This window comes from Phascolarctobacterium succinatutens CAG:287 (assembly GCF_000434895.1).
In the GTDB taxonomy this organism is placed as follows: Bacteria; Bacillota; Negativicutes; order Acidaminococcales; family Acidaminococcaceae; genus Phascolarctobacterium_A; species Phascolarctobacterium_A succinatutens_A.
Genome location: NZ_FR892795.1, coordinates 58461 through 78075, shown reverse-complemented (window position 1 = coordinate 78075; position 19615 = coordinate 58461). Strand labels below are relative to the sequence as shown.

Genomic DNA, 19615 nt, shown 5'->3' with positions numbered 1-19615 from the left:
TGAGTAGTGTATACTAATTATATGAACCGGAAAGTTTTTCCTGTAAAAATTAAGGTCAAGTAATTTTGTGATTTCAAGAAAGAAGGGAATCCAATGGTAAAAATGAAAACAATGGACGGCAACACAGCTGCTGCGTATATTTCCTACGCATTTACCGATGTTGCTGCAATTTATCCTATTACTCCGTCCTCACCGATGGCTGAGGTTGTCGATGAATGGGCTGCCCAAGGCAAAAAGAACATTTTCGGGCAAACCGTTAAGCTGATGGAAATGCAGTCCGAGGCAGGTGCCTCCGGCGCGGTTCACGGCTCTCTGCAGGCAGGTGCGCTGACTACTACCTACACCGCATCTCAAGGCTTGCTTTTGATGATTCCTAATATGTATAAAATGGCCGGCGAGCTGCTGCCCGCAGTTTTCCACGTTTCAGCACGTGCACTGGCAACCAGCTCTCTGTCTATCTTTGGTGACCATCAGGACGTTATGGCTACCCGTCAGACCGGCTTTGCATTGCTGGCTGAAGGCAGCGTACAGGAGGTTATGGATCTGGCAGGCGTAGCACATTTGAGTGCTATCAAAGGCCGTGTACCGTTCCTGAACTTCTTCGACGGCTTCCGTACCTCCCACGAAATCCAGAAGATTGAGGTTATGGATTATGCTGATCTTGAAAAGCTGCTGGATAAGGATGCGGTAGATGCATTCCGTAAACGCGGCCTGAACCCGGATAATCCTGTTATCCGCGGCACCGCACAAAACCCGGATATTTACTTCCAGACTCGCGAGGCTGTTAACACCTATTACAATGCTCTGCCGGAAATCGTAGAGAATTACATGGGCGAAATCAGTAAGCTGACCGGCCGTGAATATCATCTGTTCAACTATTACGGCGCTGAGGATGCAGAAAATATCATCATCATCATGGGCTCTGCTTCCGAAACTGTCCGCACTGTTGTTGAAAAGCTCAACGCAGAGGGCAAAAAGGTTGGCGTACTCGTAGTTCACCTGTATCGTCCGTTCAGCATCGAGCACTTCATGGGCGCAATTCCGCAAAGCGTAAAACGTATCGCTGTATTGGACCGCACCAAAGAACCGGGCGCTTTCGGCGAACCGCTGTATCTTGATGTACGTGCTGCCTTCTATGCAAGCGACCGCAAGCCTATGATTATCGGCGGCCGTTACGGCTTGGGCTCCAAAGACCTGCTGCCAGGCGATATCGTAGCTGTGTTCGATAATCTGGCAAGTGCAGAACCGAAAAACAACTTCACCATCAGCATTACTGATGACGTAACCAACACCTCTCTGCCGTGCGTCGCAGGCATTGACGTAACTCCAGCAGGCACTAAGGGCTGCAAATTCTGGGGCCTGGGCAGTGATGGTACTGTCGGCGCCAACAAGAGTGCTATCAAAATCATCGGTGACCACACCGATATGTACGCTCAAGGCTACTTCTCCTATGACAGTAAAAAATCCGGCGGCGTAACTGTTTCCCATCTGCGCTTCGGTCATACCCCGATTATGGCACCGTACCTGATTGATGCTGCCGATTTTGTTGCAGTACACAATCAGTCCTATGTTCATAAATATGATGTAACCGCAGGCCTGAAAAAAGGCGGCACCTTCCTGCTGAACTGCAACTGGAGCGCTGAGGAGCTCGACGCACAGCTGCCCGGTCAGCTCAAACGCTACATCGCTAAAAACGATATCAAATTCTACATCATTGATGCTGTTAAGATTGCTCAGGAAATCGGTCTGGGCGGCCGCATCAACATGATTATGCAGTCTGCTTTCTTCAAGCTGGCTGATATTATTCCTCTGGCTGACGCTGTGAAATACCTGAAGGATGCTGTTGAGCATTCCTACGGCAAGAAGGGCCAGAACATTGTCGACATGAACAATGCTGCTATCGACAAAGGCATTGATGCTATTGTTGCCGTTGATGTTCCCACAAGCTGGGCTGAGGCCGGCGATACTGCTGCCGAAGCTGCAACCGGCAACGAGTTCATTGACAAGCTGCTCGTTCCGATGAACAAGCTGGAAGGCGACAAGCTGCCGGTAAGCGCTTTTGCTGATTATGCAGACGGCACCTTCCCGAGCGGTACTGCTGCTTACGAAAAACGCGGCATCGCTATCGACGTACCGGAATGGCAGATGGACACCTGTATCCAATGTAACCAGTGCGCCTTCGTTTGCCCGCATGCTGCTATCCGTCCGGTTCTCATGACCGAGGAAGAAGCTGCCAAGGCTCCGGCAACTCTGCCTAGCAAGCCTGCTATCGGCGCTAAAGGCCTGATGTTCAGCATGAGCATATCCCCGCTGGATTGCACCGGCTGCGGCAACTGCGCTCAGGTATGCCCGGCTCCGAAAGCCAAAGCTCTCGTTATGAAACCGCTCGATACTCAGCTTGATAAAGCTGCTGCATGGGAATACAGCCAGAAGGAGGTTGCTCCGAAGGCAAATCCGCTCAACAAGAAGACCATGAAGGGTATTCAGTTCGAGCAGCCGCTGCTTGAGTTCAGCGGTGCGTGCGCAGGCTGCGGCGAAACTCCGTATGCTAAGCTCGTAACCCAGCTGGTTGGCGACCGTATGATGATTGCCAATGCAACCGGTTGTACCTCTATCTGGGGTGCATCCGCTCCGTCCATGCCGTACACCAAAAACTGCAAGGGTCATGGTCCGAGCTGGGCAAACTCCCTGTTCGAGGATAACGCTGAATATGGCTTAGGTATGTTCCTGGGCGTTAAACAATCCCGTGAGCGTGTAGAAGACATGGTAAAAGCTATGCTGGAAGGCGAGCTGCCTGAGGATCTCAAGGCTGCGCTGACCGATTGGCTGGAGCATGTCAACGACAGCGAAGGCACCCGTGAGCGTGCCGAAGCGCTGACTGCTGTACTGGAAAAATACAAAGACAACTGCGATAAATGCGCTGCTCTGTATGACGAGAAGCAATTCTTTGTTAAACGCAGCCACTGGATCTTCGGCGGCGACGGCTGGGCTTATGATATCGGCTACGGCGGTCTGGACCATGTACTGGCATCCGGCGAGAATGTCAATGTTATGGTATTCGATACCGAGGTATATTCCAACACCGGCGGTCAATCCTCCAAATCTACTCCGACTGCGGCAATCGCTAAATTTGCTGCCAGCGGCAAAAAGACCAAGAAGAAAGACCTTGGCATGATGGCTATGAGCTACGGCTATGTATATGTTGCGCAGGTTGCTATGGGCGCCGACAAGAACCAGACTCTTAAGGCTATTGCCGAAGCAGAGGCTTATGACGGCCCGTCCCTGATTATTGCTTACGCACCTTGCATCAACCACGGCCTGAAGGTTGGCATGGGCTGCAGCCAGCTCGAAGAAAAACGTGCTGTTGACTGCGGTTACTGGGCAACCTACCGCTTCAATCCGGAACTGAAGGAGCAAGGCAAGAATCCGTTCATTCTGGACAGCAAAGAGCCTACCGCAAACTTCCGTGACTTCCTCATGGGCGAGGTTCGTTTCAGCTCTCTGCAAAAGATGTTCCCGGATACTGCGGAAGCATTGTTCGAAAAGACCGAGAAGGACGCTATGACTCGTCTGGACGGCTACAAAAAGCTGGCAGGCAAGGAATAAAATTCTTGCTTAATTAAAAAATAAGCCGTGCTGCGTAAGCGGCATGGCAAAAAGAAAAATAAAGAACTCTCTATGTGCTCTGTTCATGCAGTGCTTCGTAGGGAGTTCTTTTTATGCTTAAAAACAAAGAAAATCCCGGCATGGCTTATTCAAAAACCATAACCGGGATTTTTTCGTCAAGAAATTATTTTACCAGTGCTGCCAGCGCTTCCTTATCGTGCAGGCCGACTGCGGATTTTACCAGCTTGCCGCTTTTGAAAACAAGCAGGCTGGGGATGCTCATAATAGCAAATTTTTCTGCCAGCTCCGGGTTATCATCAACGTTGCATTTTGTAATCTTGATATCGCTGTGCTCCTCGGCAAAGGCTTCCAAAATCGGAGCTTGCATACGGCAGGGGCCGCACCAGGATGCCCAAAAATCAACGAGAACTGTTTGGGTAGAATTGGTAACCTCCTGCTCAAAGTTTGCTGTAGTAATTTCTAATGCCATAATTATCACTCCTTAGGTGTTTCGGTAAAAATTTTAGTTATTTTTCTTCTGTCTTATGTTGGCGCAAAAACTTTAACGCTGTCAGGCCGGCACGTGCGCCCTCGTGTACTGCCTTAGCCACCTGCATCAAGCCTCCCGTGCAGTCGCCGGCAGCGAAAAGTCCGGGGATGTTAGTCGCTCCGTCGCCGTCGATACGGATGAAGCGTCCGTTCAGCTCTGCGCCGAGCTTGCGCGCCATATCGGTGCTGTCTGCTGTGCCAAGAGCGATGAACAAGCCGTCGACGGCAAGCGTGCTGCCGTCGGTAAAGCGGATGCTGCTGAGCTTGCCGTTGCCTTCTACTGCCTGCAGCACAGAGGTGGTTACCTCAAAGCCTGCAGCCTTGGCTGTGTCGCCGCTTTGTCCGTTGGTCAGGATGGTGACGCTGCCTGCCAGCTGTTTAAGATAAGCTGCCTCATGCAGAGCGTAGGCACCGTTGCCTAAAACCGCCACCCGCTTTTTGCGGAAGAAGAAGCCGTCGCAGACGGCGCAGTAGCTTATGCCCTTGCCCTCCAGCTCGATAAGTCCGGGAAGGTTGAGCGTAATATTCTTGCTGCCGGTAGCCAGAATAAGTGCTTCTGGCTGCAGCTGCTCGGCCGTATTCTTTAAGCTAAGTGTGAAGCGGTCAGTGTATTCAACGCCGAGAACCTCATCCTGCAAAATTTCTACGCCCAGCGAGCGTGCCTGTTCCAGTCCTGCTGCATAGAGCTTGGCTCCGGAAGCGGCAATGCCGTAATAGTTGTCGATTTTATGTGCCTTGGCCAGTGCGCCGGGTCCGTTTTCAATGATGCATACCTTTTGACCGGCGCGCGCCAGATAAAGAGCGGCACTTACTCCGGCGGGACCGCCGCCGATAATAATCGCTTGCTTAATGTTGTTAGTCATAGGCAGCCTCCTGTCAATGTAAACTGAGATAAAATGGAAAATTATTCTTTATTTTATTATAACTCAGTTTGCAAAATTTTTCTGCAAAATAATAGTGAATTAGCAGCCGGCAGAGGTGCTGTTATCTTTTGGCTTATCAGCTTCGGCGTGTGCTTTGGCAGGCTGTTCGGTAACATTTTCCTGCAGCGGAGTTTCAAAATAAAGACTGGTGCTGGGGAAGGCGCAGCTTACGCCCACTTCTTCCAGCAGCTCCAAGGTATGCAGGTTGATTTCCTGCATAATGTTGAGGTATTCGAGGTGCTTGCCTGTTTTGGCGTAGCAGACAACACGGATATCAAGGCTACTGCTGTTATAGGTGAGAAAATGAACGCGTACATCATTTTCGTCAATAAGCGTGAGATCCTCCAGATAATTTTTCAGCTTGAAGATAAATTCCTCGATTTGGGCAGCCGTTGTACCGTAGGTCAGGCCAAGCGTAAAGTCGATGCGGCGGCGTTCGCGCAACGTATAGTTGGTAATCGGCGTGTTGCTGAGGAGAGAGTTCGGAATATAAACAAGCTCCTGCGGAAAGGTGCGGATACAGGTGCTGCGGAAGGAAACGCTTTCAACGATGCCCTCGATGCCGTTGGCTTTAATCCAGTCGCCGATTTTAAAGGGCTTGTCGAGCAGGATTATCATACTGCCGAAAACATTGGCCAACGCATCCTTGGCTGCAAATGCAACAGCCAAAGAGCCGATACTGAGGGAGGCGATAAAGGCGCTGATATCGTAATTCCATTCGCGGGCTACGGTTACAAAGCCCAGCATGATAATAATCATACGGAAAACAGTCGCTAGAATGTTGGCGATAGCTTCATCGGTCTGGATACCGAATCTTTCCAGCAAATCGAAGAAAACGCCGTGCGTTGTATTAATCAGGTTATACAGGCCCCAAAAAAAGTTGGTGACAATGATTGTGCGCAGAATGCGATCGGTAAAGCTGAAATCGTGTACTGATGCCAACGGCGACAGGTTGATTGCCGCATAGAATGCGATAATAAAGAGTGCAATGTTGATAGGTGTTTCAAAGGCGTTAAGAAAATCCTCGCCGTAGCCGAAGGATACCTTGTTATTCAGACGGCGTAAAAGGCGGATGAAAAAGTTTTTATAGATGTAGCGGACAACGGTAAAGAAAAGAAAGGCACTTATGGAAGGGTACCAGGGTTTAAGAGTAAGCAATATATCGTTCACGAGGGAACCTCCTTGGTTAAGAGTTTTTCAGCATAACTAATTTTAGCATTTTCTGCGATACCGCACAACGATTTTACATTTATTTCTAATTCTCGTGACACTTTAGTAAACTTGTATGTTTATGGATGTGGTATAATTAATACAATATAAATAGACGGAGGCATGTTATGGAACTGCTGGTTGAGCGTACATTTGCAATCTTCATAGCTATATCGGGACCGATACTGACAATATTCGACCTTCCGGGAAATACTTTGCTTTTACTGACATCGTTGATGTTTGCTTTTTTTGATGAGGTACTTTATTTTAACGGCAGACTGCTGTCTGCTATGGTGCTCATTTATGCCTTGGGTGAATTTTGGGAGTTCTGCGTCGGCCTTTTCGGCATCAAACGCAGTAAAGTGTCTTGGTTCGCGGTTATTTTCATTGCCTTGGGAAGCTTTGCCGGCACTCTGCTCGGTACATTGATTTTTCCGATATTAGGCTCGTTGCTCGGCGGTATGGCAGGTGCCTTTGCGGCTGCGTTTGCCTATGAGCTGGCGCGTACAGGTATTTCTGCTGATGCTATGCATTTGGCCTGGACGGCAGCAAAGATGCGCTTTTTAGCGATTATGGGAAAGCTGGCAGCAGGTATTGCTTTAGCTGCACTGCTTTTGAAGCAGGTAGTGTTTTTTTAAAATATATAATTCACTGAGAGGTGTACATTATGGAATTTACTTTTGCACATAATAACTTTAACGTATTGGATTTGGAAAAAAGCCTGAAGTTTTACGAAGAGGCTTTGGGGCTGAAGGAAGACCACCGCAAGGAGGCTGCGGACGGCAGCTTTATGCTGGTATATCTGACGGACGGCAAAACTCCGCATCTGTTGGAGCTTACCTGGCTGCGTGACCGCAAGGAGGCTTATAATTTGGGCGAAAATGAATTCCATCTGGCATTTTTGGTAGATGATTACGAAGCTGCGCATGCTAAGCATAAGGAAATGGGCTGCATTTGCTATGAAAATCCTGCTATGGGAATTTACTTTATTACCGATCCCGATAATTATTGGCTGGAAATTGTACCGAAGAACAAATAAGCGCATAAATAAGCGTTAAGGTCCGGGAGGTAGATGACATGAAACAAAAGCTGTGTCTGCATGGGCTGGAAGTAAAAAACCAGGCGCAGCTGCTTAATCTTGCGAAAAGGCTGCTGCCTGGCAGTACCGTCAAGGTAAAAATCAAAGAAAAATATTTTAATGATAATGATATGTACAAATATCGCCTGACGCGTTTTACGCCGGAAAATATTGACGGTGTGCGCTTGTATTGTGCCTGGGGTACACTGCTGGTTAGCGACAAGCTGTTGGCGATAGCGGATATTATTATTGAATTTGAATGTCATAATGCAGAAGCGGCAAAAGCTGTTGACGGCCTGCTGCAGAAGCTGCTGGCTTCCAAAACAAAATTTGTGTTGGAAGAGCCGGACTTTTCACAGCGTCTTGACCAGCTGCGAGGCTGCTTTGACCAAAAGCAGCTGGCAGCCTACGATGCGGACAGTGCTATGAGTCTTTTGTATTGCCATCTTCCGTGGCAGGTTTATTATGTAAGCAAGCTGTGGCAGGAGGTTTTGAGCCGCGGCCCGGAACGCAGCCTGATGCGTCAGCTGCGCGTCAAGCTCAGGCGCTTGCGCTCGCTGCTGACGCTGTGCAAGCCGCTGCTGCCTGAGGAGGAGGCGGTGCATTGGCAGGGAGTGCTGAAGGCACGCACCAACCTTTTGGGTGATGTGCGGGAGTATGATGTGGCACTACAGATCTGCGCGCGCCTGCAGCGTAGCCGGGAGCAGGCGGAGGTAGTGTTGCCGCAGCTTACGGCGCTATTGACGCAGTTGCGCGGTACGGCGGCAGCTAAAGCACTGCGCGGACTGAGACTGAACCGCCTGACGCTGGAGCTGGCTCAGTTGCTTTTATGGCTGTATAGTGCGCCTGCGCCTGAAAAGGAGCCTGCATTGGCCGAGTTTTTATCGCGTCGTTTCGGTAATTGGTATGATAAGCTGCTGGAGCTGCCGGAAAAATATCCTGACCTGCATAATATGGAGCAGCTGCATCGCATCCGCATCAAGCTCAAGCGCTTCCGCTATGCGCTGCAGAGCGTGCCGGAGCTGGCTCCGGAAGCACGCCTCTTGCGCAGTCTGAAGTATCTGCAGGATATGCTGGGACTGCTGCATGATGATTATATCAACACGTTGATGGTGGAACGTCTGGTGGCGGCGAATCCCAAGATTAAGGAGCTGCGTTATGAGGCGGCCTTGTTCAGCGGTTGGGAACAGGCCAAGGCTGATGCGGCGCTGGAAGCGTTGCCGCAGCAGTGGGAAGCCTTCAGCAGTCAGCTGACGGAGTGGAAGAATAAAAATCTGTAATTGCTTTGGCTTTGTGAAACAATGCAAATAAGATTGTAAAGTTTTTATGGCGGTGCTTGCACTTGCAGGCGCGAAAGACTATAATTAAACACATATTAAGCATATGGGAGGAGAGATTTCCATGAAAAAAATATTAATGCTGGTTACAATGGTTATGATGTTGGCTTTCAGCGCAGTTTGCAGCGCATCTAACGGCAAGGTGCTGGACTCCGAGGAGGCAATTGCAGCTAAGTTTATCAGTGGCGGCAATTATAAGGCCATTACCTCTATGATGACAGAGGATATGCAAAAGAACTGGGATGAAAAGGCTTATACTAACCTGCAGGCACAGCTGGCTAAGGATTTTGGTAAGCTGACTACCAATCAACTGCTTGTTGTTGAAAAACACAATGGTGCAGACGTGCTGCTGTATCAGGTTGTTGCAGAGAAAAAACCTGCTGCCCGCTTCGTATATCTCTTTAAGCTGAACGGCGAGAAGCCTTTGTTGCATGATTTCAGTGTAATGCTCCCGCAACAAAAAGAAGCAGCTAAGGAAGAAGCTAAAAAATAAAATTTCAGATAAAAACTGACGACAGAGCTATACTATGGCAGTATACTCTGTCGTTTTTGGTTGAATTTTTAGATCTGTTGCTAGGGGAAATGGCGCACTTCCTTATGCTATTTCTTGACTGTGCTTTATAGCTGTTATATAATATTGAAGAATATAAGAGGTCTTTTAGTGCAGAAAAGTTTAATGGCATTAGATTGACAAAAATCTTGTAGGGCTTGCGACCTTTCGATCATAATGGTGTGGCGAAACGGTGCAGGCTCTATCTTGTTTATGGAGGCACGTACTATGCAGCCGGTAAAAATTCGTATTTTGAGTACAACGAAGGATGAGGGCAGTGAGGCTCAGGCTTCTGAACAAAAGTATACGGGTATGATGACGGAAAAAGGCGGCAAATACTACGTAATCTATAAGGAGGATGAACAGTCCGGTCTGGATAATACCAAGACAACGCTGAAATGGGATGATGAGCACGTTATAGTCATGCGTAGCGGCAGCGTAGACCACAGACAGGAATTCCGCCGTGGATATGTAGATAAAAGCCTTTATCAGACACCTTATATGAAAATTCCTCTGACGACGGAAACAAGCTATGTATATACCCATTTCCGCAACGGCATGTGGGAGCTGGAAATGGAATATACACTGTATCACGATGAGAAGCCTTACGGCGAGATGAAGATTTTAATTGAGGTTGAGGAAATTTAATATGAAAATAGGTTTTGATAATCAAAAATATTTGACCATGCAATCTGAGCATATCAGAGAGCGCATCAGTAAATTCGGCGATAAGCTTTATTTGGAATTCGGCGGCAAGCTGTTCGATGATTACCATGCTTCCCGCGTACTGCCGGGCTTTGCTCCGGACAGTAAGCTGCAGATGCTCCTGCAGCTGGCGGATCAGGCAGAGATGATTATTTCCATCAATGCCGATGATATCGAAAATAACAAGGTGCGTCACGATTTAGGCCTGACCTACGATTTGGACGTACTGCGTCTGGTAAAGGTTTACCGTTCTAAGGGACTTTATGTCAGCAGCGTTGTTATTACGCAATATAAGGGGCAGAAATCCATCGAAAGCTTCAAGAATAAGCTGGAGGCTTTGGATATCAAGGTTTATTACCATTATCCGATTGAAGGCTATCCGCATAATGTGGAGCATATTGTCAGCGATGCGGGCTATGGACAGAACGATTATGTAGAAACTACACGTCCGCTGGTAGTTGTAACTGCTCCCGGTCCTGGCAGCGGCAAGATGGCTACCTGTCTGTCGCAGCTGTATCATGAAAACAAACGCGGCATTAAGGCCGGTTATGCTAAATTCGAAACCTTCCCCATCTGGAATCTGCCTTTGAAGCATCCTGTAAACATGGCTTATGAGGCTGCTACGGCAGATTTGCAGGACGTTAATATGATTGACCCCTTCCATTTGGAGGCTTATGGCGTAACCACGGTAAATTATAATCGTGACGTTGAAATTTATCCCGTACTTGCAGCAATCTTTGAAGGTATTTACGGCTATTGCCCGTACAAATCGCCTACCGATATGGGTGTTAATATGGCAGGCAACTGCATCTGTGATGATGAGGTCTGCTGTGAGGCTTCCCGTCAGGAAATTATCCGCCGCTATTATCAGTCCCTGAACCGTCTGGCATTGGATGAGGCCAGCAAGCAGGAGGTTTATACGCTGGAGCTGCTGATGAAGCAGGCTAAGGTCAGCGTAAATGACCGCCGCGTTGTTACCGTAGCCAAGCAGGTTGCGGAAGAACGCAAGTGCGCTGTTATTGCGCTGGAGCTTGCTGATGGCAGAATTGTTACCGGCAAAACTACGGATTTGCTGGGACCTGCCAGTGCCGTGCTGTTGAACGCTATTAAGGAACTTGGCGGTATTGCGGATGAAATGCACCTGATTTCGCCGACCTATATTAACCCGATTCAGAATCTGAAAACACGCTACCTTGGCAGCAGCAATCCGCGTCTGCATATGGATGAGGTGCTGATAGCGCTTTCCATGTGTGCCGCAACGGACAGTTTGGCTAAGCTGGCGCTGGAAAAGCTGCCGGAGCTGAAGGGCTGTCAGGCTCACTCTACCGTTATGCTGACAGAGGGCGATTTCAAGGTATTCAAAAAGCTGGGCGTTGAACTGACTAATGACCCTATTTACGAAACAAAATAAGCAATAAATAAAGAGAAGGAGAGATTTTGCTTTGGATATAAAGGATTTATTAGCCGCTGCCATTAAAGATGCAGCGCAAAAAGCTGTCGATAATGGCACTTTGAAACCGGGTACTTTGCCCGAGGTTATGCTGGAGGTTCCGCCGCAAAAGGAATTCGGCGATTTTGCAACCAACTTTGCTATGCAGTCTGCCCGCAGCCTGCATTGTGCACCGCGTCAGATTGCACAGGCTGTTGTTGATAATCTGGACTGTGCTTCCGTAGATAAAATGGAAATTGCCGGTCCCGGCTTCATCAATTTCTATCTGAAACAAAACTGGACCGCTGATTTGCTGGCAGGCATTCTGGCTGCCGGTGAAAACTACGGCAACCTGCCTGCTAACGGCTTGGGCCGCGTTCAGGTTGAATATGTAAGCGCTAACCCCACCGGCCCGCTGCATGTAGGCCATGCCCGCGGTGCCGCAGTCGGCAGTGCTATGGTTAACCTGTTGCGTGCTGCAGGTTATGATGTTGAAAGCGAATACTATATCAATGATGCCGGCAATCAGATGAACAATCTGGCAGCTTCTGTCAATGCACGTTACCTGCAGCTGTTGAAGCTGGAGGAAATGGGCGGCGTTCCTGCTGACCTTACTGTTAAGCAGCTGGACGAAATGCCGACCGGCATTCCTTTCCCGGAAAACGGCTACCATGGCTATGATATCATTGAAACCGCTCAGCGCATTATCCGTATCTATGGCAAGGAATTCGTTGCTTTAGAGGAAAAAGAGCGTCTGGCAAAATTCCTGGAAATTGCTTATAAAGAAAAGCTGGCAGGCCTGAAAGAGGATCTGGAAGCCTTTGGCGTAACCTTCGATGTATGGTTTAGCGAGCAATCATTGCATGATGCCGACAAAATCCGCGAGGCCTGCAAATTCCTTGAGGAAAAAGGTTGCGTTTATGAAAAGGACGGCGCAAAATGGTTTAATTCCACTGCTTACGGCGATGATAAGGACCGCGTTGTTATCCGTGACAACGGCGTTTCCACCTACTTTGCTGCCGATATTGCATATCACCGCAACAAATTCGAGCGCGGCTTCGACCGCATCATCAACCTGTGGGGCGCTGACCACCACGGCTATATTGCCCGCGTGAAGGCTGCTGTAAGTGCTTTGGGCTTTGATGCCGATAAGCTGGAGGTGCTGCTGCTGCAAATGGTACGCCTGTACCGCAACGGCGATATCGTTAAGCTGTCCAAGCGTACCGGCGAAACCATCACTCTGCGCGAGCTGATGGATGAGGTTGGCGTTGATGCGGCACGTTACTTCTTCTGCATGCGCTCCTTAGACAGCCAGCTGGATTTTGATATGACTCTGGCTACCGAAAAATCCAACGAGAACCCGGTTTACTATATCCAATATGCACATGCGCGTATCTGCAGCATTGCCCGTCAGCTTGCCGAAGCAGGCATTGAGGCTGTAGCTCTTGATGAGCTGAAGCTGGATACTCTGCAGGCTCCCGAAGAGCTGGCGCTGGTTAAAAAGCTGGGCGAATATCCGGAACTGCTTGCCCGTGCAGCCCGCGAACGCGCTGTACATCATGTGGCAACCTATACCTACGAGCTGGCAACTTTGTTCCACTCCTTCTATAACCAATGCCGTATTCTGGGCGTAGATACAGATTTACAACAAGCCCGCATTGCTTTGGTGAAGGCAGTTGGTCACACCATCCGTCATGCTTTGGGCATTCTGGGCGTTTCTGCTCCGGAAAGAATGTAATTTAAGAAATTCTTTTGCAGGTGGCAGAGTCCTTGGGCTTTGCCGCCTGCAGTGAGTTTAGATACAATTTAATATTTTTGTAGCATTTTATGAAATCTGAGGGGGTTAAAAATCATGACTACTAATACTAAGTACATTTTTGTGACAGGCGGCGTTGTTTCTTCTTTGGGCAAGGGCATCACTGCTGCGTCCCTGGGACGTTTGCTGAAAAGCCGCGGCTATAGGGTTACTATCCAGAAGTTCGACCCGTATATCAATATTGACCCGGGCACAATGAGCCCGTATCAGCATGGCGAGGTTTTTGTTACTGACGACGGTGCGGAAACTGATCTTGACTTGGGACATTACGAACGCTTTATTGATATCAACCTGTCCAAAAACTCCAATACGACCACAGGCAAGATTTACCAGAGTGTAATAAATAAAGAACGCCGTGGCGATTATCTTGGTGGTACCGTACAGGTCATTCCGCATATCACAAATGAAATCAAAGAGCGTGTTTTCCGCGTAGGCCAACAGGATAATGCCGACTTTGTTATTACGGAAATTGGCGGCACTGTAGGTGATATTGAAAGCCTGCCGTTTTTGGAAGCCATCCGTCAGGTAAAAAAGGATGTCGGCAAGAACGATGTGCTTTATATTCACGTTACGCTGGTGCCTTATATTTCCGCAGCCGGTGAGCTGAAAACCAAACCGACTCAGCATAGCGTCAAAGAGCTGCGCAGTATCGGTATTTCACCGGATATCCTGGTTTGCCGCAGTGAAAAGCCTATTTCCAAGGAAATGCGTGAGAAAATGGCTATGTTCTGTGACGTAGATCCGGATGCAGTTATCCAAAACCTTACTGCAAGAAGCATTTACGAAGTACCGATGCTCATGGAGGAACAGGGACTTGATACCATTGTTTTGCGCAAGCTGGCAATGGAGGACAAGCCGAAGGATATGCAGGGCTGGCATGATATGGTGGCCCGCATTCTGAAAAAATATAACAAGAAGGTAACTATCGCCGTAGTCGGCAAATATGTTGCTTTGCAGGATGCTTATATTTCTATTACGGAATCCTTGCGTCATGCAGCAGTTGCCAATGAAACCGAGCTTGATATCCATTGGGTAAATGCAGAAGAAATTGAAGCAGATGATACGGATATGGATAAGGTGATGGCCGGCGTTGACGGCATTCTGGTACCTGGCGGCTTCGGCAACCGTGGTATCGAAGGCAAGATTAAAGCTATTCAATATGCACGTGAGCACAAGATTCCGTTCTTCGGTATCTGCCTGGGCATGCAGTGTGCAGTAATTGAATTTGCGCGTCACGTTTGCGGTATGGCTGATGCCAACAGCTCGGAGTTCAATCCGAACAGTGCGCATCCTGTTATCGACCTGATGCCTGAACAGATTGATGTTGAGGATTTGGGCGGTACTATGCGTCTGGGACTGTATCCGTGTAAGGTTTATCCCGATACGCTGACCAGCAAGGCTTACAATGCAGAGCTGATTTACGAACGTCATCGTCATCGCTATGAGTTTAATAATGCTTTCCGTGAGAAAATTGTGGACAAGGGCTTAGTTCTTGGCGGCACACTGCCTAATGGTCGCCTGGTAGAGATTGTGGAATTGCCTGAGAGCGAGCATCCGTGGTTCCTCGGTGCGCAGTTCCATCCGGAATTCAAATCACGTCCGACAAATCCACATCCGTTGTTCAGAGATTTTGTAGGTGCAGCTGTAAAGCACCATCAATAAAGGTTGAGCTTAAAATGTCAGGTGCTTCAGCTTTTCTCTAGGTGAAGTCGCTATGCTGCTTTGGGCTCAGCTGTGACAAAATAAGAATACTCCCCTTTGGCACCTTAGGCGCAATTGCCGTAAGTCATTCGCCTGAGGGGAGTTCTTGCTTGTGTCAGACGATAAGTTTATTAGGGAGGAGAGTGACTAAATGCTTAAGAAAATTTTTATCAGCGCAGTGCTGCTTTTGGCTGTGCTGAGCTTTGTTGTTTCATTGCTCAAGGGCAATAACAACAATGAGAAATCCGTTACTGTGCCTGACCGCGTAGCTGTAATTAATATTTCCGGTACGATTGCAAGCGGTGCTGGCAGCAGGGATAATATTTTCAGCCAGGCTGAAGGTATAACAAGCGGAAGTATTATGAAGCAGATTCGCGAGGCAGCTGCTGACGACAGCGTAAAGGCGTTGGTGCTGCGTATTGATAGCGGCGGCGGCAGTGCTACGGCTGCTGAAGAGGTTGGACGTGAACTGAAGCGCTTTAAGGAGAAAACCAAAAAGCCGATTGTGGCAACTATGGGTAATACCGGTGCGAGTGCTGCTTATTGGATTGCAGCCTGCGCCAGCGATAAGGTTTATGCTAATGCTACTACACTTACCGGCAGTATTGGTGTTTATATGCCGTATATGAATACGGAAGAGCTGTTCAAAAAAATCGGCATCACCAGCAACAAGATTAAAAGCGGGCCCTATAAGGATATCATGAGCAGCGACAGACCGATGACGCCTGAAGAACAGGCTATTTTGCAGAACATTGTCAACGAAATTTACGAGCAGTTTGTGACAACGGTTGCTGTTGGTCGTAAAATGGAAGAAAGCAAGGTGAAAACCTTGGCTGACGGTCGTGTTTATACCGGTCTGCAGGCTAAAAACCTAGGCCTGGTAGATGAAATCGGCGATTATTATGATGCACTGGCTGCTGCAGGTGAATTGGGAAAAATTAAGCCTGGTGCTGACGGCTTGCCGCCAGTTAAGGTTAAGGAAAAACAACAGCCTTGGGAATTTTTGCTTAGCGCTCATGTTGCGGAGCTGATTAAAGCGGAGCTTGTGAACCAGCTGACGGGCAGTCTGCAGCAAAGCAGTGCTCCGGCTGGCGGTATGACGAGGTGATGAGCTATGAGGCGCAAAACCTTTGAGGTACTTTTTGAGCCTGGTGCAGGCATGGCTGCGATTGCTAAGCAGCCGTCTCTTTGGCGCAGTGCTTTTTACTTTACCCTCAGCTTTAGCTTTTTTGGCGTAGCAACAAACTGCTGGCTGCTGGATTCGCCGCTGGAGGTGCGCTTCGGCATTATTATTGCTACGGTGCTGATTGCGGGAACAGCTTTAACGCTTTACGGCTTTTTGCTGCACGGCATTATGGAAACCTTCGGTGCGCTGGCAGGCGACCCTGTCGGGCTCATCTGTCTTTTGGGATATACAACGCTGCCGTTTCTGCTGCTCACGCCGGGTGCATTGCTGGCAGGCAGGATGGGACTGAACGGCTTACCGCTTTTAGGCTTCTTGTTCCTCGTCGGCTGTCTGTGGATGCTGTATCTTCTGGTGCGGTCGCTGGAGGCTGTATATCTTGTCGATGCCTTTCGCGCGGGCGTAACCGTAGTATTCAGCCTGTTTTTACTGTATATCGTCTTCATTTTACCGTGGCAGGTTTGCCTGATGCTTCTGCTATAAATAAAATTTAGATTGATTAATCAGAATAAACGTGTCATAATAAAGGTTGGACATAGAGTTAATTCTCTTGCGCTGCACAAGCAGTGCTATTACCATATGAAATTATATTAAGGAGTGTTGTGAAGAATGAACAGAGAGCTTTCTTTGGAATTTGTACGTGTAACCGAGGCGGCAGCTATTGCCTGCGGTCATCTTGTAGGCAGAGGCGATAAGAATGGTGCTGACGGCCTGGCTGTTGACGCTATGCGTGCAGCCTTTGATACCGTAAACATTAAAGGTACCGTTGTTATCGGCGAAGGCGAAATGGATGAAGCACCGATGCTGTATATCGGCGAAGAAGTAGGTGCTGGCGGACCTGAGGTTGATATTGCTGTTGACCCGATTGAGGGTACCAACCTGGTTGCTAAAGGACAAAACGGCGCTATCGCAGTTATTGCTATCGCTCCGCGTGGCTGCCTGCTGCATGCTCCTGATATGTACATGGATAAAATCGCTGTCGGCCCCCGTGCTAAAGGCTGCATCGATATCAATGCTCCGATGAGCGAAAACCTGGCACGTGTTGCTAAGGCTATGGACCGTAAAGTAAGCGACCTGAACGTAGTTCTGCTGGACCGCGAGCGTCATTATGGTCTGATGGACGAAATCCGCAAGGCTGGCGCACGTATCTCCCTGATTACTGACGGCGACGTTAACCCGATTGTTGAATGCTGTATCGAAGGCAGCGGCGTGCATATGTACGTTGGTAAGGGTGGCGCTCCGGAAGGCGTTCTGGGTGCTGCTGCTGTTAAATGCCTGGGCGGCGATATGCAAGCTCGTCTGGTTCCCGAAGATGAAGCTCAAGCTCAACGTTGCCTGCAAATGGGTATTACCGATGTTAATAAGGTGCTGACTCTGGATGACCTGGTAAAAGGCGATGACTGCATGTTTACTGCTACCGCTATTACCAACTGCAACATGTTGAATGGTCTGCGTTACTTCGGCGATGGTGTACGTACCCATACTATTTCTGCCCGTTATAAAACCGGCACTGTACGTTTTGTTGATGCTATTCACAGCCTGGACCGCAAGGTGCTTGCTGTTAAGCTTTAATTTTAAAACCGGTTATAGGGCTGTTACGTTTGTAACAGCCCTATTTATCAATTAGATTGCCTATGGAAAATTTATTAGTCAATAAGGTTGCCGCTGTTAAGGAAGTACAGCAGGTTGCCGAATATCAAAAGAAAAAACAGGCCTGTATTTTAACCGGGTTGGCTGGAAGCAGCAAGCCGGTCTTTTTGGCTGCCATCGACAAGCTGGCAGGCAGCAAGGGAAGTATGGCCTTTATTACTGCATCACGCGAAGAAATCCGTGCCTACAGGCGCGAGCTGAACTATCTGTACCCTGAGTTACCGATGCAGGAGCTTTATCCTGTAAGCTTACCGCGTGTGCAGGCGGATACGCAGAGCCTGGAGCTGCAGGCAGGACGTGCTGCCGCACTACGCTTTTTGAGTGGCGAGGAGCGCGGTATTGTCTTTATCACAGCGGAGGCGCTGCAGCAAAAGCAGCTGCGTCCGAGCGGTATGTCCGGTAAGGCGCTGCAGCTTGCTGTAGGCGAGGTATATGAACAGCGCTCTGTAGCAGCTACGTTGCTGGATTTGGGTTATGAGCGTACGGAGCAGGTTGATGCATTAGGACAGTTCTGCTTACGCGGCGATATTCTGGATGTGTACCCCATTAACGCCAGCGCACCTATACGCATCGAATGGTTTGACAATGAGCTTGACGCTATGCGCAGCTTTGATGTTGATACACAGCGCAGTCTGCAGACTCTCCGCAGCGTTAAGATTGCACCGCTGAAGGTGGATGAAAGCTTCAGCTATGATGCTGATATTTTCGAATACTGTGCTGCTGATACGCTGGTAGTTGTTGACGAGCCGGTGCATGTTTTCAGCATGCTGGAAAAGCTTGATAAGGAAAATAAGCTGCATTCTGCCGAGCTTTTCGGCAAGCAGGAGATTATAGAACGATTGGCTGTTAATGGAGTGATGCTGGTATCGGCGTTAGGACACAGCTATTTACAGCAGCTGCCGACGTTGAATATACCTGTACGTGCAGTAGCTCCCTATAATAAAAATACAAACTTGCTGGTAGAAGATTTGCAGAGCTGGCTGGCAGAGGGAATTACACCGTTGATTATGCTTTCCAGCAGCGTTAAGGCTCGCGGCTTTGCTGATAATCTGCATAACTATGGGCTGAAGGGACATTTTGCCCAAAAGAGCTTTGAGCCGGGAGTAGTCAATGTTACTTATGGTGATCTGGACCATGGCTTCCGTTTTTGGGATGAAGAATGGCTGCTGCTGACGGAAAATGATATTTTCGGCATGCAAAAGCGCAAACGTCTGCATACCAAAAACCAGGGGCAGCAGCTGCAGTATTTTTCAGATATTAAGGCAGGCGATTATGTTGTTCATAAGGTACATGGCATCGGTCGTTATATAGGCGTAGAAAACGTTGTTCTTGACGGTATCCACCGTGATTATCTGCTTTTGGCCTATGCCGGTGATGATAAGCTGTATGTTCCAGTGGAGCAGGTTGGCATGTTGCATAAATATGTCGGCAGTGAAGGCAGTGTACCGCGTCTTTCTAAAATGGGCGGTACAGATTGGAAGCGTACTACAGCTAAGGCGGCGAAGGCGATTACAGAGCTGGCTGAGGAGCTGCTGCGTTTGTACGCTCAGCGGCAGATTATGCCAGGTCACGCTTTTTCGCCTGATTGCCAGCTGCAAAAGGACTTTGAAGCAGCGTTTCCCTATGAGGAAACGCCTGACCAGCTGAAGGCGATTGCGGAAATCAAGGCTGATATGGAAAAGCCGCAGCCTATGGAGCGTTTGCTGTGCGGTGATGTCGGTTATGGTAAGACTGAGGTGGCACTGCGTGCTGCCTTTAAGGCTGTGCTTGACGGCAAGCAGGTGGCGGTGCTGGCGCCGACAACTGTACTGGCACAGCAGCATTATCTTACGTTCAAGGAGCGCGTGCGCAATTTCGGTGTAGAGGTTCGTCTGCTGAA

The 19615-nt window shown here is 48.8% G+C and carries 16 protein-coding genes; 13 read left to right on the top strand and 3 right to left on the bottom strand.

Translation table 11 applies throughout. The features are described from left to right. Window positions 1–93: 93 nt before the first annotated feature. Entirely contained in the window at window positions 94–3606 is a 3513-nt protein-coding gene (gene nifJ / locus BN587_RS06440; RefSeq protein ID WP_021720324.1) for a pyruvate:ferredoxin (flavodoxin) oxidoreductase, read from the top strand. A 184-nt stretch (window positions 3607–3790) separates the two neighbouring features. Here nifJ and trxA read toward each other — a convergent pair whose 3' ends face one another. From trxA to BN587_RS06425, 3 genes are all read right to left on the bottom strand, one after another. Then, window positions 3791–4096, bottom strand: a complete 306-nt coding sequence (gene trxA / locus BN587_RS06435) for a thioredoxin (RefSeq protein WP_021720323.1) — start codon at window positions 4094–4096, stop codon at window positions 3791–3793. 37 nt (window positions 4097–4133) lie between these two features. Then, window positions 4134–5018 carry an NAD(P)/FAD-dependent oxidoreductase gene (locus tag BN587_RS06430; RefSeq protein WP_021720322.1) on the bottom strand — a complete coding sequence of 295 codons (885 nt, stop codon included), beginning with the start codon at window positions 5016–5018 and terminating at the stop codon, window positions 4134–4136. A gap of 99 nt (window positions 5019–5117) precedes the next feature. Then, a complete protein-coding gene (locus tag BN587_RS06425; protein WP_021720321.1) occupies window positions 5118–6248 on the bottom strand; it encodes a mechanosensitive ion channel family protein in 1131 nt (376 codons plus the stop codon). A gap of 167 nt (window positions 6249–6415) precedes the next feature. Here BN587_RS06425 and BN587_RS06420 point away from each other — a divergent pair, with 167 nt between their 5' ends. From BN587_RS06420 to BN587_RS11910, 12 genes are all read left to right on the top strand, one after another. Next, a complete protein-coding gene (locus tag BN587_RS06420) occupies window positions 6416–6925 on the top strand; it encodes a DUF456 family protein (RefSeq protein ID WP_021720320.1) in 510 nt (169 codons plus the stop codon). Between the two features lie 29 nt (window positions 6926–6954). Beyond that, complete coding sequence (locus tag BN587_RS06415; protein WP_021720319.1) at window positions 6955–7326, top strand: VOC family protein; 372 nt, start codon at window positions 6955–6957, stop codon at window positions 7324–7326. Window positions 7327–7364: 38 nt separating this feature from the next. After that, the gene (locus tag BN587_RS06410; RefSeq protein ID WP_021720318.1) at window positions 7365–8645 is read left to right on the top strand and encodes a CHAD domain-containing protein; all 1281 of its coding nucleotides are present in this window, start codon (window positions 7365–7367) and stop codon (window positions 8643–8645) included. Between the two features lie 121 nt (window positions 8646–8766). Continuing rightward, the gene (locus BN587_RS06405) at window positions 8767–9195 is read left to right on the top strand and encodes a hypothetical protein (protein ID WP_021720317.1); all 429 of its coding nucleotides are present in this window, start codon (window positions 8767–8769) and stop codon (window positions 9193–9195) included. A gap of 285 nt (window positions 9196–9480) precedes the next feature. Beyond that, window positions 9481–9900 carry a DUF1934 domain-containing protein gene (locus BN587_RS06400; RefSeq protein WP_021720316.1) on the top strand — a complete coding sequence of 140 codons (420 nt, stop codon included), beginning with the start codon at window positions 9481–9483 and terminating at the stop codon, window positions 9898–9900. A 1-nt stretch (window position 9901) separates the two neighbouring features. Then, a complete protein-coding gene (locus tag BN587_RS06395; RefSeq protein ID WP_021720315.1) occupies window positions 9902–11368 on the top strand; it encodes a DUF1846 domain-containing protein in 1467 nt (488 codons plus the stop codon). A 31-nt stretch (window positions 11369–11399) separates the two neighbouring features. Then, the gene (gene argS / locus BN587_RS06390) at window positions 11400–13124 is read left to right on the top strand and encodes an arginine--tRNA ligase (protein WP_021720314.1); all 1725 of its coding nucleotides are present in this window, start codon (window positions 11400–11402) and stop codon (window positions 13122–13124) included. Between the two features lie 114 nt (window positions 13125–13238). Beyond that, entirely contained in the window at window positions 13239–14864 is a 1626-nt protein-coding gene (locus BN587_RS06385; protein ID WP_021720313.1) for a CTP synthase, read from the top strand. A 190-nt stretch (window positions 14865–15054) separates the two neighbouring features. Continuing rightward, on the top strand, window positions 15055–16011 hold the full coding sequence (gene sppA / locus BN587_RS06380) for a signal peptide peptidase SppA (RefSeq protein WP_021720312.1): 957 nt from the start codon (window positions 15055–15057) through the stop codon (window positions 16009–16011). A gap of 6 nt (window positions 16012–16017) precedes the next feature. Further along, a complete protein-coding gene (locus BN587_RS06375) occupies window positions 16018–16569 on the top strand; it encodes a YIP1 family protein (protein ID WP_021720311.1) in 552 nt (183 codons plus the stop codon). A gap of 126 nt (window positions 16570–16695) precedes the next feature. Then, window positions 16696–17658 carry a class II fructose-bisphosphatase gene (gene glpX, locus BN587_RS06370; RefSeq protein ID WP_021720310.1) on the top strand — a complete coding sequence of 321 codons (963 nt, stop codon included), beginning with the start codon at window positions 16696–16698 and terminating at the stop codon, window positions 17656–17658. Between the two features lie 62 nt (window positions 17659–17720). After that, a partial coding sequence (locus BN587_RS11910) for a CarD family transcriptional regulator (protein ID WP_044484429.1) occupies window positions 17721–19615 on the top strand: 1895 nt, incomplete at its 3' end.